The organism is Pseudomonas sp. MSSRFD41, from assembly GCF_014230245.1.
GTDB lineage: Bacteria > Pseudomonadota > Gammaproteobacteria > Pseudomonadales > Pseudomonadaceae > Aquipseudomonas > Aquipseudomonas piscis.
Genome location: NZ_JACKZK010000006.1, coordinates 261,008 through 276,763, shown reverse-complemented (window position 1 = coordinate 276,763; position 15,756 = coordinate 261,008). Strand labels below are relative to the sequence as shown.

The window sequence follows — 15,756 nt, the reverse complement described above, 5'->3', positions numbered from 1 at the left end:
GAGCGGTGCCTCAGAGCTTGGCGAGGGACACCTCGGTGGACTTGACGAAGGCGATCACCTCGCTGCCGACCTTGAGCTCCAGGTCGCGCACCGAACGCGTGGTGATCACCGAAGTGACGATGCCCGAAGCGGTCTGTACATCGATCTCCGAAACTACCTGGCCCTGGTGGATCTCCTTGATCACGCCCTTGAACTGATTGCGTACGTTGATCGCTTGAATGGTCATGCGGGCACATCCTCTGTTGGCACCGGACTCAGGAGTTGAGCGGCTGGCGATTAACATGCACCTTCGCTCAAATCCTTAAAAGGAATAAATAATTAGAACTTTATTCTTTTTAGAGATATTCAAGATTCCACCGTCTTGCTTTCATTCCCACGCCTTCGGTGCTTGACCGGCACTGGACGCTTTGTTTCCCTGTGCCCTTCCCTCATCGATCCACAGATGCCAGGAGATAGTCATGCGCAGGTTGCAGCTCGCCGGTATGCAGGTTCCAGTCATTGGCCAAGGCACCTGGCGAATGGGCGAGGATCCTCGGCAACGAGACCGGGAAGTCGCGGCATTGCGCGGCGGCCTCGACCTCGGGCTGAGCTTGATCGACACCGCCGAGATGTACGGCGAAGGCGGCGCCGAGGAAGTGGTCGGCCAAGCCATTGCCGGGCGGCGCGACGAAGTCTTCCTGGTCAGCAAGGCCTATCCCCACAACGCCGGCCGCAAGAGCCTGCCCCAAGCCTGCGAGCGCAGCTTGAAGCGCCTGGGCACCGAGGTCATCGACCTGTACCTGCTGCACTGGCGTGGCCAGTATCCGCTGGAGGAAACGGTCGCGGCCTTCGAGCGCTTGCGCCAGGACGGCAAGATCCGCCGCTGGGGCGTCTCCAACTTCGACGTGGCGGACCTGGACGAGCTCGATACGCCGGCCTGCACCACCAACCAGGTGCTGTACAACCTGGAATCCAGGGGGATCGAGTTCGACCTGTTGCCAACCTGCCAGCGACTGGGAATGCCCCTCATGGCCTACTGCCCGATCGGCCAAGGTGGCGCCTTGCTGGCCGAACCAGTGCTGCAACAGGTGGCACGGCGCCACGGCGTTACACCGGCCCAGGTGGCCCTGGCCTGGCTGTTGCGCCAGGACGGCGTACTGGTCATTCCCAAGGCCGTGCATCCCGAACACGTGCGCCTCAATGCCGAGGCTGGCGAGGTGCAGTTACAACCCCAGGATCTGCAGGAGCTGGACCAGGTGTTTCCGCCCCCTGCTCGCAAGCAGCGCCTGGGAATGGTCTGAGCCAAGTCCGCACTACGCACAGGCAATGCTCCTGGTGAACGAACAACACTCGCCATGACACCAGGCAGGCCGTGGCCTTGTACTCAGACAAATCTAATTTGCCGTCGATGATTTAAGAATTGTCTGATGCCGGCCTGTCATGCCCACAATTACAGTTGGCGCATGAGATTAAAAAGCTATCTACATCAGATCAATCCTCTATTTTCCTCTCCCGAAGCAGCCCGCCGGCTGCTTCGTGTCGTTGCGCTGATCTTTCTCATCGTCCTGCTGGGCGCCGTCTACAACTTCCTGCGCTCGACCCTCAACAATGAACTGTCCCAGCGACGCAGCTACATGAGCAGCGCCATCACCGAAGCCCAGGCATTCTTCACCACCCGTAAAGCCCTGCTGGAAAGCCTCAGCCTGGCCGCCGTGTACCAGCCCCAGCCGATCACCGACGACCTCGCGCCAAGCAACGACGCCTCCGAAGAGATCCACCTGCGCCTGGGCTCGCCCGGCGAACACCAGTGGGGCCTCTGGCTCACCCAGCGCATGCGCGACTATCTCGAGCACAAGCAACTGACGCTGTTGTACGTCCACGCCGGGCCACAATACGAAGTCCAGCAGCTATTCAGCCCCCATCCGGAAACCACCATCCTGCCCCGGCCCCTGCTCACCAGGCTGTCCAGCCTGACACCCGGCGAAGTGCCCATGGGCGATGAGCTATGGCTGACGGATCATTCTTCCGGAGCGGCTCGGCTGTACATCTTCACCCGCCTCGACGAACGCTTCGCCGACTCCGGCTGGCTGGGCCTGGAGATGGACGGTAGCAGCGTCTCCGAAGCCCTGCAGAACCAGGACGCCGGTGACTTCATGATGTTCAGTTCCCTGGGCGGACTGCTCCTGAGCAGCACCCCCAACCTCCAACTGATCGAAGCCGTGCAGCGGGTCAAGGGTGAGAGCTTCTTCGGTTTCCTGGGCAGCCGCTGGTGGCCCGACCATGTAGTGATCCGCAAACAACTCGGGACTTCCGACTGGCAGTTGGTGTACTCCTTCGACCTGTATGCCCTGCTTAGGACTCTCTTCCCCCAGTTGCTCGCCGCGTTGTTCATCAGTCTCTTCGGCATGGCCCTGATCGGCCTGCTGACCCACTGGATCGAGGTGCGCCTGATCGCTCCGGCACTGCATCGGATCCAGGCCCTGATCGAAAGCGAGGCGTTCAGCCGCGATGTGATCCAGATCGCTCCCGTGGCCCTATGCGTACTGCGCCGCAGCGATGGCCAGGTGGTGTTGGAAAATGCCCTGTCCCAGCAATGGCTGGGCAATGGCAGCGAACGCCAGCAGTTGTGCACCGGCTGGATCGCTCGGGCATTCGAAGCCAATCGCTCCGACGGCTCGGACTATTTCGAGACCGCTGGTGGCCGCCACCTCTATCTCAGCTCGGCACCCACCCGCTACAAGGGCGAAGACGTGCTGTTCTGCGCGTTCAGCGACATCACGGCACGCAAGCAGATCGAGGCCACCCTGGAAGAAGCCAGGCGCCTGGCCGATACCGCCAATGAAGCCAAGACGCTGTTCCTGGCCACCATGAGCCACGAGATCCGCACGCCTCTGTACGGAGTCCTCGGAACCCTTGAGCTGCTGGCGCGCACCCACCTTGACGAGCAACAACGGGATTACCTGCGGGCCATCGAAGGCTCCTCCGGCACCCTGCTGCAACTGATCTGCGACGTGCTCGACGTATCCAAGATCGAGGCCGGGCAACTGGCCCTGGAGCTCAGCGAGTTCAACACCCTGGAGCTGGTGTACGAACTCGTCCAAAGCTATGCCGCAGCTGCCCGGGCCAAGGGCCTGCAACTCTATGCCTGTATCGATCCGCAATTGCCGGAGATGCTGCTGGGCGATGTCACGCGAATCCGCCAGATCCTCAGTAACCTGTTGAATAACGCGGTCAAGTTCACCGACTCGGGACGCATCGTGCTACGAGTCGGGGGTGGCCACCGCGATGGCTCGCACAGCGACTTGGTCTGGCAAGTATCCGATACCGGCCGGGGCATCTCCCGGGACGATCAGGCAATGATCTTCGAGCCTTTCTACCAGACCGGAGGCAACACCAACGTCGTCGCTGGCACCGGCCTGGGCCTACCGATTTGCCAGCGCCTGACCCTGTTGATGGGGGGCTCACTGCGCATGGTGAGCGAGCCGGGACTGGGCAGCAGCTTCAGCCTCACCCTACCGCTGGAAGCTGGCACCGCCTCGCCACGACTCATGCCCGCCAGCCCGTTGCCTGCGCGGATGATCCACGTGATATCGCCGGTCCGCGAACTGGCCGAGTCGGTGACCGGCTGGCTACGTCGTTGGGGCGCGCGGGCCCAGGTCGGCCTGTCGGGTTGCAGCGGCCATGACAGTGACAGCGTCCTGATCGAAGTACACCCCGGTATCCTGGAGCAAAGGCTGGAACCCGGCTGGACCGGGCCGCTGGTACTGGCCTGCGGTGACGGTCACCACGCGACACCCACCCACGAAGGCGCCTGGCAGGTCAACAGCAACGATCTGCGGGGGATCCACCAGGCCGTCAGCCAGGCCCTGGGAGTCTGGGTCAACCACGACGAACACCACCACGACAGTCGCGACCTGAAGAAACTCAGCCTGCATGTGCTGGTGGTCGAGGACAACCTGATCAACCAGTTGATCCTCAAGGACCAGCTGGAAGAACTGGGCTGCAGCGTGGAGCAGGCGGCCAACGGTGAAGAAGCGCTAGGCATCTGGGAGAACGGGGATTTCGACGTGGTGCTGACCGATGTGAACATGCCCAGGCTCAACGGCTACCAGCTAGCCAGGGAGCTGCGTCGTCGCGGCTGCTCGGCCCCCATCATCGGGGCGACGGCCAATGCCATGCGCGGAGAAGAACAATTGTGCTTCGACGCCGGGATGAATCATTGCCTGGTCAAACCCTTTGTATTGAGGGCGTTGTTCAACTACCTGGCACTGTATGAAAAAACCGCCCATGAAGCTGCGAAACACTTCGAGCGCCGAAAGATCGCGGCTCCCGGAACTCGACATTCTGGCGCCCCGCCACCTGGCGGCGAACCTCGGCGCAGCAAGCCGCCACCGGCCTGGACGGTAGCCCCACGACCGGGCACCGGCTGACTCGCAGGGAACTGGCCTGCGGTATGGCCCATCCGGCACTGATCTCCTCCCACCCTCTGTCCCGGCCCTCTTCGGGACCTAGAACCGTATTCAAAGAAACAGCCCCGTCAGCGGGTCTTAGCCATGTGTTCGGTATATCAGTGATGAAGTCCCCCACTCTCTTTCCAGATTGCCTGGTTCGCTGCCAGCCACGGCTAAACCTGGGCTTGTTGATCCTGCTCGGGCTGGCCCTGCTGTGCACCAGCCTGGGCTGGACAACGGTGTGCTTGGTGGAACGTCAGTCCGATACGCTGCGGGTGCACTTCATCCGGTTGATGGAGAACATCCAGGAGCAGGAACTGTTCCTCAAGCGTGCGGCGAGCCTCGCTCTGGCCAGTTCGTACCAGGCCAATACCCGCTATCCGCTGCGATTACCTACCGCCTTCGCGCCTCTGGTCCATGGCAGCTGCGCTGATCGGCCCCGGTCGGGCTCCATGGTCCCGCACCGCCCACTGGTTACCAACGACCTGCCGCGACTGCTCATGGTGGGCATGCATTTGTCGACGTTCTATCGAAGTTTCTGGTCCGGGTCCCACTACAGCCCACCCAAGGTGCTGCTGCTCAATGCCTGCAGCGGTTTCGACCTGGCTACCCTCGCGCCTCGTGTCCGCTCTGAAAAGCTGGACGCCCGTGCTGATACAGACGCTCCGTCGGTGCCGGAGCTGCGCCTGGCGCTACTGAAGCAGCGACGCCTCGTCGCGCAACCGGTTGACTGGCAACCGTATTCCCAATCCGGCTCGACCGGCAGCGGCGCCCAACTGCTGGCCCACATCACCCTGCAGCTGGCTCCGACACAGCTACAGGTAATGGGAGCCGACGGCTGGATGAAGATGGTCTCGCTGCTGGCACTGGACCAAGCCGGCAAGCTGGAGGGTCTCCTGAGCGCGCCGGTCTATGACGACTTCACCCTGATCGACCCGGCAGGCACCGTGCTGGCCGGTTCCCTGGGCTCGACCACGACCCTGCACGATGGCGCGAATTTCGACCGCCAGGGCGTCATCCTGAAGTTCACCAGTCACACTCCTCCATGGACCGGTCTCTACCGCATCAGCTACCGCAACCTCTACGGGCAAGCACCACGGGCCATGACCTGTCTGCTGGGGTTGGTATTGGGAGCGGTCGCCTGGGGCTGGGGAGCCAGCCACTGGCAACGCAATCGCAAGCCAGTCGCGCTACACCCACACCATGAGCAAGTGGTGGAAAGCGAAGCCTTCAGCCACACCCTCATCGAGAGCGCCCTCACGGGCCTGTGCGTAGTTCGCCGAGAAGACTTCAAGCTCCTGCTGGAAAATCCCTACGCTCGGCAAGGAGCAGGCAGCAGCGGCCTGCTATCGGTGCTGGCACAGGACCCGCAGCGTATCGACGACGGCGAGACCTGCCTGGTCGTCGGAGGGCGCCACTTGCAGGTGAAGTTCGTCGCGACGCGCTACCAGAACCAGGACGCGGTGCTCTGCACCTTCAATGACATCAGCCAGCAAGTTGAAAGCAGCCTGGCGCTGAAGCTGGCCACGCAGGCGGCGGACCAGGCCAGCGAAATCAAGGCCCGGTTCCTGACGATCATGAGCCAAAGACTGCGGACACCGCTGTACGCAGCACTGGGGACCCTCGAACTGCTCGGCCTGACGCCACTGGATCCGCGCCAGACCAACTACCTGCACACCAGCCAGCGCTGCTCGAATGCCCTGCTCCAATTGATCAGCAATGTTCTCGACATCTCTCGGATCGAGGCCGGGCATATCGGCATCGCTCCCGTGGAGTTCTGTCCGCTGGACGTGGCGGAGGCAGCCCTGCAGGAGTTCGCGGCCGCGGCCCAGCAGCGAGGGCTGCAACTCTACGCCTCCATCGATCCCCAACTGCCAGACCTGTTATGGGGAGACGCCCGGCGGATTCGCCAGGTACTCGACAACCTGCTGGGCAATGCCATCAAGTTCACCGACAACGGCCGGGTGGTGTTGCGCCTCCGGCTGCTGGGATCGATCGGACAGCAAGCCTGCATCGAATGGCAGGTCACCGATACCGGCATCGGCATCCCCGCGGCAAAGCAGGCGCATCTGTTCGACCTGCATCAGCAGTTGAACGATGTCTCCAGTCGTGCCGGCTTTGGCCTGCCCCTGTGCCATCGGCTCTGCACCCTGATGGGTGGACAATTGCAGGTCACCAGCGAACCTGGATTGGGCAGCAGTTTTTCCGTGCGCCTGGAGATGCCGCGCCTGCCCGGCTCCTTGCCAGGCCTGACGCCCCTTCCGGACGGGCCTCCCGTGCACGTCCGGGCACCAGTACCGGAATTGACGAAAAATATCTGCGACTGGCTCAACCGCCTGGGCATCCAGGCCTCGCCCGCGCCTGCCGAATGGAGCCAGCAGCCGCAACACCGGGTCCTGGTCGACCTGCTACCCCGGACAGCCCTGTACTCCTGGCCAGGACCGCGGGTCAGCGCGCTGTGCGACCCATCCCAGGAACGACAATCCCGGGACCAGGAGTGGATAGTCAGCGCATACGATATCCGGGCCATCGCCAAGGCGGCCTCCCGGGCCCGCCAGGGACAACTCTCTGCCCAAGCCCCGGCGGTCGATGGCACCAGGAACCCGTTGTGCCTGCATGTACTGGTGGCCGAGGACAACCCCCTCAATCAGGCGATCATCCAGGAACAACTCCAGGCGCTGGGCTGCCGGTCAACCCTGGCGGACAATGGCGAGCAGGCCCTGCAGTACTGGCAACCACGGCTGTTCGACCTGGTGCTGGCAGACCTCGACATGCCGCTCATGGACGGCTATGAGCTGGCCCGGCAATTGCGCCGGCGCGACCCGCAACTACCGATCATCGGCATCACCGCCCATGCCCTGGGCGAAGAGCGCAGCCGTTGCCTCGCCGCCGGGATGAACGCCTGGATCGTCAAGCCCATGGACCTGCAGCACCTGTGGCGGCAACTGTCGCTACTCTGCCCACCCACGGCCGATGCACTTGCGCCCCAGGCATCGCCCCCCCGACCCGGTGACCTGGAGTTCCCGCAGCTCTCTGCAAGGATGCGCCCGTTGTTCGTCGAGACCCTGAACCACGACCTGCGACGCCTGGATCACACACTCGCCAGCGTCGACCTGCAAGCTGCCGCGGAACGCCTGCACAGCATCGCCGGCGCCCTGGGGGCCGTGCAGGCTCGAGCCCTGGCCAGGGCCTGCGCCGAACTGGAGTGCCGACTGCAGGACGAGCCATGGAGCCCATCCCTGGAGCAGCAGGTCCGGCAGCTGATGCAGCGGTTGTCCGAGCTGCTGGCGTTTCTTGAATAACCAGGGGCGGTGATTGCATATGCCGCCCGTCCTACGTTCACCCAGCCGATTGGCGTACTAAACGGATTGTCTCTGTCATGGAAAAACTCAAAGTAATCATTGCCGATGATCACCCCATCGTGCTGCTAGGCATCCGCGAACTGATGGAGCGCGACGAACGCTTCGAGATCGTCGGCGAGGCAATGAGCTCAGGGGAGTTGGTTCAACTGCTGGAGAGCCGGCGCGTGGACCTGGTGATCACCGACTACAACATGCCCGGGAACTCGCCCTACGGCGACGGCCTGAAGCTGGTGGAGTTCATCACCCGTCACTTCGAACGCGTGCAGATTCTGGTCCTGACCATGATCTCCAATCCGCTGATCCTCAGCCGCCTGCAGGAATTGGGGGTCATGGGGATCATCCAGAAAAACCAGTTGCACGAGGAAATCCAGCTGGCTCTCAAGGCCGTCGCCCAGAAAGGCATCTACCGCAGCCCAATGCCCAGCAGCCACTCGGTGGTGGAGTCGAACGTGGCGCTCAACGAGCGGATCTCGGCCTTGTCGCCCAAGGAATATGAGATATTGCGCCTGTTCGTATCCGGCAAGAGCGTCAGCGAAATCGCCCGCAGCCAGAACCGCAGCTCCAAGACCATCAGTGCCCAGAAGATCTCCGCCATGCGCAAACTGGAGGTCCAGAGCGACCTGGACCTCTTGACCTATTGCATTGGCCGCAATCTCTTCAATTGAACCCCGCCCGCAAAAGGAATCGCCCCAACATGCCCCCTTCAACGGCCCGTGACACCGACCTGCTGGATCTGGAACGCCTGCAAGGCGCCTGGGAGCAGACCGGGATGGAAGACAGCGGCATCCTCAACCCGCCCGACGAGCACAGCGCCCCGGGCGCCCTGACCTGGATCGAGGGCGAACGCTTTCGCGTGGTGACCGTGGATGGCCAGCTGCTGCTGGCCGGAAGCTTCACCCTCGATAGCAGCACCACGCCCAAGTCCATTACCTGGGTCGACTGGATCGGCGCCGATGCCGGCCAGCCCCGGCCTACCCGCTTCCACACCGCCCCCGGGCAAACCCTGCGGCGCTTCGCCCGGGTTCGTCCGGGCCGCTGAAGACCTCCAAGCCTGCACGCCCCATCGACGGCGCAGCGGTTGCTACTGGCAGTCCCGCGCCGTTTCTTCCTTGGCGATAGCCCACCAGCGCGGCAACAACCGGCGTACCCGCGGCTCGGCAAAACGATCGTCGATCAGCATCAGCACCCCTCGATCGGCCTGGCTGCGGATCACCCGCCCTGCCGCCTGCACCACCTTCTGCAAGCCGGGGTAGAGGTAGGTGTAGTCATAACCGGCGCCGAACAGCGCGCCCATGCGCTGCTTCATCTGCTCGTTCAAGGGATTGAGCTGGGGCAGGCCCAGGGTGGCGACAAAAGCCCCGATCAAGCGCGAACCCGGCAGGTCGATGCCTTCGCCGAACGCCCCGCCGAGTACGGCGAAACCTATGCCCTGCCCCTCGGCCTGGAACCGCAGCAGGAATTCCTCCCGCGAGCTTTCGTCCATGCCCCGCGACTGCAACCAGATGGGAATTGCCGGATGCTCGCGGGCCAAAAGCTCAGCCACCTGTTGCAGGTAGTCGAAACTGCTGAAGAACGCCAGGTAGTTGCCAGGGCGGGCCGCGAACTGGCCGGCCATCAGCTCGACGATGGGCGCCAGCGAGGCCTGGCGCCGGGCATAACGGGTCGAGATCTGGCTGACGATGCGTACATCCAGTTGCGTGGCCACGAACGGCGACTCGACATCCAGCCACACGGCGCTATCGGGCAAGCCCAACAGGTCGCGATAGTAACGCTGGGGTTCGAGGGTCGCGGAAAACAGCACCACGCTGCGGGCCGCCTCCAGGCGCGGGCGCAGCAGCGCCGCCGGCACCACGTTGCGCAGGCTCAGGCGCGACAGGCTGCGCCGGGCACTCAAGGTGCGCTTGCTGACATCGAAGATGAAGGGCTGCTCGTCGAACAGCTCCGCCACCCGGGCAAACTGCAGCAGCTCGAAATACAACCCCTGCACTGCCGCGTCCAGGCCCTGGGGGTGTTCATTGAAGTAGTCGCCGATGGCTGCCACGCACAACCCCAGGGCCTTGAGCCAGGCGCCGGGCAAGCATGCATGGGCCTGGTACGGCGCGACCTGGTCCTTGTGCAGGGCGTTCCACTCGCGGTTCAGGCGCTGCAAGGAGCTCTTCAGGGCCTGTGGTGCCTGCTTGCGCACCTGGGCCAGTTGCTGCTGGTCGAGGCTGGCGCTGTACATGCCGCGACCGCGTTCCACCAGGTTATGGGCTTCGTCCACCAACACCGCCAGTCGCCACTGGTCGGCCTGGGCCAGGCCGAACAACAAGGCCGTGAAATCGAAGTAGTAGTTGTAGTCGGCCACCACCAGGTCGCTCCAGCGGGCCATCTCCTGGCTCAGGTAATAGGGGCAGACCTGATGCTCCAGGGCCAGCTGGCGCAACGCCTGGCGATCCAGCAATGGCACCTGGCTGGCCGCCTGGCGGGCCGCCGGCAGACGCTGGTAGAAACCCTTGGCCAATGGACAGGACTCGCCATGGCAGGCGTTGTCCGGGTACTCGCAGGCCTTGTCCCGGGCCACCAGCTCCAGCACCCGCAGCGGCAACCCGCGATGCTCGGCGAACAGTACCCTGGCGGCATCCAGGGCCAGTTGCCGGCCCGGGGTCTTGGCGGTGAGGAACAGCACCTTGTCCAGTTGCTGCGGGGCCATGGCCTTGAGCATGGGAAACAGCGTGCCCAGGGTCTTGCCGATACCGGTGGGAGCCTGGGCCAACAGGCAGCGACCGGTGCTGACCGCCTTGTACACCGACTCGGCCAAATGGCGCTGGCCGGGACGGAACTGGCCATGGGGAAAGGCCAGCTCGCGGCAGGCCCGGTCCCGGTCTGCGCGGTGCCGCAGTTCCTGTCGCGCCCACTTCAGGAAGATCGCGCATTGGCGCTCGAAGAACGCCTGCAACTGCCCGGCGCTGTACTCCTGTACCAGGGCGGTTTCCTCTTCGCTGTGGATGTCGAAATACACCAGCGCCACGCGAATGCCCGGCAACTGCCGGCTCTGGCACAGCAGCCAGCCATAGACCTTGGCCTGGGCCCAATGCAGTTGCCGATGGTTGTCGGGCATGCGCGACAAGTCGCCGCGAAAGGTCTTGATCTCCTCCAGCAGGTTCTGCCGGGGGTCGTAGCCATCGGCCCGGCCCTTGACCCGCAACGGGCCGTGATGGCCCTCCAGGGACACTTCGCTCTGGTACTCGGGGTTGCGCCGGGCGGCCACCGTGCGATGGCCCTGCATGCCTTCCTGGGCGGTGGGCGATGGGGTGAAGCGCAGGTCAAGGTCCCCGTGCTTGGCGCTGAACTCGCACAAGGCGCGCACCGCGATGCGATAACTCACGCCGGGGCGTCCTGCCATTGCACGTAGCACACCGCCACCGGCATGCCGTGCTCCTGGCAGAAGTCCAGCCAGCGCAACTGGTTGTCCTGCAAGCGGTCGCCCGGGCCCTTGACCTCGATCATGCGGTAGCGCTTGTCCTCGGGCCAGAACTGGATCAGGTCCGGCATGCCGGCGCGGTTGGCCTTGATATCCAGCAGCAGGCGCTCGAACCAGTGCTTGAGGTGCGCGGCCGGCAGGCAGTCCAGGGCCTGCTCCAGCAATTCCTCGCTCAAGGCGCTCCAGAACACGAAGGGCGACTGCAAGCCCCACTTGGCCACGAAACGCTGGCGGATGCTGTCGCGGTAGCGACCATCGTCCAGCTCCTCCAGGCAGGCCTGGAACAGCTCGCGGCGGCGCTCATGGAAGTCCTCGCTGAGCAGATCCACCGGGCCGCGCTGGAACGGGTGGAAGAACGCGCCAGGCAACGGCGCGAAGATCGCCGGCCAGCAGAGCAATCCGAACAATGAATTGACCAGGCTGTTCTCCACATAGTGCACCGGGGCCAGGGGCCGGTGCAGATGAGCCTGGACCACCTGCTCCACCGCCAGGCCCTCGCCATCGCGCGGCAAGCACAGCTCCAGGCGGGACACCTCACGGCTCGCCACCCGGGCCACCGGCGGGCCGCCCAGCTTGCGTCGCAAGCGCGGCAACATGCGCAGCAATTGCTGGGCCTCGGCCGCGCTTTGCGGCGCCGAAGCGGCCTGCTCGGCCAGTGCCAGGGCGGCGGGATAGTCGGCGCTGCGCTCCAGGACCCGGATCAGGCGCAAACGGGCCCCGGGATAGGGGCAGCGCTGGTAGATCAGCCTGGCCTGCTCCCAATCCGCCAGGCGCTCGCAGTGCTGGCCCAGCAGGAACAGCAGCTTGTCGCGACGCTTGTGCAGCCAGGGGTTGTCGCTGTCGAAGGCGCTGAGGCGGGCCAGCAGCCCAGGCAGCGACGCACCGGCCTCGAACGCTTCCTGGCACTGGTGCAGGTAGAAAAAGCCATCCACATCGGCACGGCTGCGCAGGCCCCGGGCATCGGCGCTGATCTCCACGGTCTCGTAGCTGTAGACCCCAAGATCCGCCAGGACGAACTCCGACCAGTCCTGGTAGAGGTTGCCGAAGAACATCAGGCGCAGGCGATCGCACAGGTCCATGACCGTCAGGCTCAGCAATCGATCCTCCAGTTGCGGGCACCACTGGCCGAATGCCCGGGCCTGGGGATAGGCCTCCTGCAGCACCTGCAGCCACTGCTCCTTCCTGGCCTTGGCCGGCAAGGCCTGGTCCTTGAAGCACAACTGGATCTCGGGCTTGCTCAGCAGGCCGAACAGTTCTTCCAGGGGCAGTGGCGCCTGGTCGTCGATCCAGCCCAGGTCGAGCAATGGCGCCAGGGCCCGGGCCGTATCGCCGATCTCCGGATAGCTCAGCCGGGCCTGGCGAAAATGCCGCCCCTTGCGCATCACCATGCGCACCAGCAGTGCCTGTGCCGGTTGCCCGAGCGAGGCGAAATCGACGATGAAGCGCTGCTCTTCGCCGCTCAACACATCGGCATAGCGTTGCTCCAGCCAGCCCAGCACTTGCCGGAAGTTATGCAGGTAGTAAAGGGGGTTCTCGAGGGGGTTGGAAGTCACGGAAGAAAGGCGCCACGGCAGGTCAGTACTGGTTATGCGTACAGATAGCAGCCGCTACCCCTGCCTGGCAAACGTTATTGGATAAATGGTGGAGAGAAGATTTTTTCCATGGACCAGCGAACTTTCGTCGTCTTCACTACACCAAGGGCCAGGACTTATAGTGCCCGCGCAACGCGGATACCCCATCGATATCGAGGTCTGTATGAACCTGAAGAACCTGGGCCTGCCCCTGGCCATCCTCGCCACCCTGGCCCTGGCAGGCTGCTCCACCCCCACCGTGGTAACCCTGCAGAACGGTACCCAGTACCTGACCCGCGACCAACCCAAGACCAAGACCGCCGACGGTTTCTATGAGTTCCAGGACATCTCCGGCAAGACCATCCGGGTCAAGGCCGACGATGTCGCCACCGTCCGCAAGGAAAAATGACCCGCCCGGCTCAGGGCGACCAGGGTGACCCGGGCAAACCGCCCTGCCCCGGTTCACAGAACACCCCGGCGGCCTTGCCACGCTTGACCAGTTCATCCCTTACCTGTCGGCAGCGCTGACGCTCCCGGGCGTTGGCATGGTCGATGCTGATGTTGCCGGTAGTGTCCGGAACCTTGTTGTCGCCCAGGCGCAGATTCACCACTGGCTGCTCGGGCTCCAGCCGGAAGCGGCTGCTGGTGGCCGGTTGGCTGTCCACGGGCGCCGGCTGGCCGGCTGGTAGTTGATCAGGGCTGACCCCGTAGCGTTTCAGGATCGAACCGGGAGGCAGCTCCCCGGCCGATGCCCACGTGGCCCACAGGGCCAGCACCAGGCCGCTCGCATACCTCTTGCTGCTACTCACTGTCAAAACGCTCCACTACCTTGAATCGATTGCACCGCGTGTCATGTGCCTGAAGTAACGCATCGGCGCCACGACACTTTAAGAGTATTGGAGTCATTGGTTGACCAATCGGTCACTCGATTGCCCAAAAACAGCGCGAGTCCTGTCGAAGTCGCGCTGCTCGCCTGTCAGGCGATGGTGATGCCGGAACCGTTGAGCTGCGTGAGGCTGACGCCCACCAGGGTCACCGAATCCTGGCCGAAGGTCAGTACCGTATCATGGCCGCTGCTGCTGGCATGGGCCCGGTAGTCCTGCCCCGGCAGTACGCCGCTGACGCCCATGAACACCAGCTTGTCGCCGCCTTGGTAACCGACGATACGGTCCTGGCCGAAGTGGCCGGTGAACAGGAAGGTATTGTCGCCGCCCCCCGACTCCATCAGGTCGTTGCCGGTCCCGCCGACGAATACATCGTTGCCCTGGCCACCGATCAGGTGGTCGTTGCCATCCAGGCCGAACAGCCAATCCCCGCCGGCATGGGCCTTGAGCACGTTGTCGCCGGCATCGCCGCGCACCGACGAGGCGTAGCGGGTCAGTTCGTCACCAGCCTTCAGGCCCTGGTCGGTGACCTGGTGCAGCACCTCGTCCTTGAACAAGCCCCAGAGGAACCCCGGTTCCTTGCTCTGGATCGCGCCAATGTCGCGGGTGAGGCTGATTCCGCCGTTGGCATCGCGCACATACAGGGTGCCGGCACCGTCGCTGGCGAAACGGTAGTCGTTCACCGAGTGCTGCAGGTCGAGGACGTTGCTGCCCTTGCCGCCGAGGATGATGTTGTAGCCGCCGGCATCACGGAAGGTGTCGTTGCCATCGCGACCCTCCAGGTAATCGTTGCCGCTGCCACCCTGGATCAGGTCGTTGCCGTCGGTGCCGATGATGAAGGTGCTGCCCTTGTGGGTCTCGGCATTGCGGTTCAGGTCCTGGACCCAGGTGGTGGCCCGGGCCGGGTCCGACAGGTTGGCCACCACGATGGTGGAGTCCTTGCTGGTGTACTCATAGAACTTTGAATCCAGCACCCGGGTCAGGCCATCGCCATAGCCGGTGGGCAGGTGGGAGATCCAGGTGGAGATCTTGAGGATCGAGAACGGCACCACGTTCCATAGGGTCGAGGCGTAGTGGTCGTTGAAGTTGACGATGTTGTTGGTGGCCGACGCCTGATGGGTATCGTGGATGCCCACCGAGGCCAGGTTGAAGCTCGAGCCGTCGAGGGCACGGAACACCGGGTCATTCTCGTAGCCGATGTTCAGCACCTTGTCGCTGGCGCTCTGGGTCGGCGAGGCGTAGGCGATGTAGTGGGCGTCCTTGAAGAAGCCCGACCAGCGTCCACCACTCAGGTCGGCCAGGCTGTTGACCGCCAGGCCGCCCAGGCTGTGGCCACTGACCAGGATGTCCTTGCCGGACAGGCCGTTGGCCTGGGCGAAGGCCGCGACATCCCCCAGCAGCTTGCCAAAGGCCTCGCCGGCGTAGTTCTTGGCGTAGTCCTTGGGCCCCAGGGCTGCCAGCAGGTCGCTGATCAGGTCGCCGATGGTGTCGCTGATCAACGACTCCCGTGGCCCGCTGGTACCGCGGAAGGCGATGCCGATGGAGCTCAAGTGTCCTTGTGCATCGTACTTGCCGAGGATCTCCACCTGGGCCGTCTCATAGCCGTTCTTTTCGCCGAAGAACGTCCCCCGGGCATCGACCTTGCCGGTATAGCCCAGTTGCTGGGCGCTGATGGTGGACCAGCCCGCCTTGTTCAGCGCCTCCTTGGCGGCCCTCTCCGAGTCCGGGTTCCAGGGGATGCCGGGGATCACCCCCTGGGAATCGCTGCTGCCGATCAGCGCGGTGATCAGGGTCGCCGGCAGGCCGAGGCCGAAGCCATTGTGCTGGTAACCCACGGCAAAGCCGTTGTCGAGGTTGTGGTAGGAATACAGCGTGATGGCCATGGCATCGGTGAACAGCGCCTTGGATTCAGCCGTACTGAGGTTTTTGTAGTCATAGACACCCATGGTATTGCCTCTCTTTTGTTAGAGTTTTCAGAGATAGCTCGTGCCCCGCGAACCCATTGCCAGGGTCCGCGGGGCTGGTACAACACCTTGCATATCCGTT

11 protein-coding genes are annotated in these 15,756 nt (G+C 63.8%); 6 read left to right on the top strand and 5 right to left on the bottom strand.

Annotation, left to right across the window (positions count from 1 at the left end; translation table 11 throughout):
• Positions 1-10: 10 nt before the first annotated feature.
• Positions 11-226, bottom strand: a complete 216-nt coding sequence (locus H7A76_RS12885; protein ID WP_022638908.1) for a molybdopterin-binding protein — start codon at positions 224-226, stop codon at positions 11-13.
• A 232-nt stretch (positions 227-458) separates the two neighbouring features.
• Between H7A76_RS12885 and H7A76_RS12880 the strand changes: the two genes are divergently transcribed.
• The 5 genes from H7A76_RS12880 (at position 459) to H7A76_RS12860 (ending at position 8,831) form a co-directional block, all read left to right on the top strand.
• A complete protein-coding gene (locus H7A76_RS12880; RefSeq protein ID WP_185698832.1) occupies positions 459-1,280 on the top strand; it encodes an aldo/keto reductase in 822 nt (273 codons plus the stop codon).
• Positions 1,281-1,442: 162 nt separating this feature from the next.
• Entirely contained in the window at positions 1,443-4,409 is a 2,967-nt protein-coding gene (locus H7A76_RS12875) for an ATP-binding protein (RefSeq protein WP_185698831.1), read from the top strand.
• A 143-nt stretch (positions 4,410-4,552) separates the two neighbouring features.
• On the top strand, positions 4,553-7,732 hold the full coding sequence (locus tag H7A76_RS12870; RefSeq protein ID WP_185698830.1) for a hybrid sensor histidine kinase/response regulator: 3,180 nt from the start codon (positions 4,553-4,555) through the stop codon (positions 7,730-7,732).
• Between the two features lie 77 nt (positions 7,733-7,809).
• Positions 7,810-8,457: a response regulator gene (locus H7A76_RS12865; protein ID WP_185698829.1), complete on the top strand. Its 648-nt coding sequence runs from the start codon at positions 7,810-7,812 to the stop codon at positions 8,455-8,457.
• A gap of 29 nt (positions 8,458-8,486) precedes the next feature.
• Positions 8,487-8,831 (top strand): TIGR03067 domain-containing protein, encoded by a 345-nt coding sequence (locus tag H7A76_RS12860; RefSeq protein WP_185698828.1) that lies wholly within the window; start codon positions 8,487-8,489, stop codon positions 8,829-8,831.
• 42 nt (positions 8,832-8,873) lie between these two features.
• On the opposite strand, the gene H7A76_RS12855 is transcribed toward H7A76_RS12860, so the two are convergent.
• Both H7A76_RS12855 and H7A76_RS12850 read right to left on the bottom strand, forming a co-directional pair.
• On the bottom strand, positions 8,874-11,159 hold the full coding sequence (locus H7A76_RS12855) for an ATP-dependent DNA helicase (RefSeq protein WP_185698827.1): 2,286 nt from the start codon (positions 11,157-11,159) through the stop codon (positions 8,874-8,876).
• Positions 11,156-12,808 (bottom strand): VRR-NUC domain-containing protein, encoded by a 1,653-nt coding sequence (locus tag H7A76_RS12850; RefSeq protein ID WP_185698826.1) that lies wholly within the window; start codon positions 12,806-12,808, stop codon positions 11,156-11,158. The genes H7A76_RS12855 and H7A76_RS12850 overlap by 4 nt, the downstream gene beginning before the upstream one ends.
• Before the next feature lie 202 nt (positions 12,809-13,010).
• Here H7A76_RS12850 and H7A76_RS12845 point away from each other — a divergent pair, with 202 nt between their 5' ends.
• Positions 13,011-13,235, top strand: a complete 225-nt coding sequence (locus tag H7A76_RS12845; RefSeq protein ID WP_103325114.1) for a YgdI/YgdR family lipoprotein — start codon at positions 13,011-13,013, stop codon at positions 13,233-13,235.
• 10 nt (positions 13,236-13,245) lie between these two features.
• Here the strand turns inward: H7A76_RS12845 and H7A76_RS12840 are convergent, their stop codons facing one another.
• Together H7A76_RS12840 and H7A76_RS12835 are read right to left on the bottom strand one after the other, a co-directional pair.
• The gene (locus H7A76_RS12840; protein ID WP_185698825.1) at positions 13,246-13,635 is read right to left on the bottom strand and encodes a hypothetical protein; all 390 of its coding nucleotides are present in this window, start codon (positions 13,633-13,635) and stop codon (positions 13,246-13,248) included.
• Between the two features lie 167 nt (positions 13,636-13,802).
• Entirely contained in the window at positions 13,803-15,656 is a 1,854-nt protein-coding gene (locus H7A76_RS12835; protein WP_185698824.1) for a polyurethanase, read from the bottom strand.
• Positions 15,657-15,756: the final 100 nt, after the last annotated feature.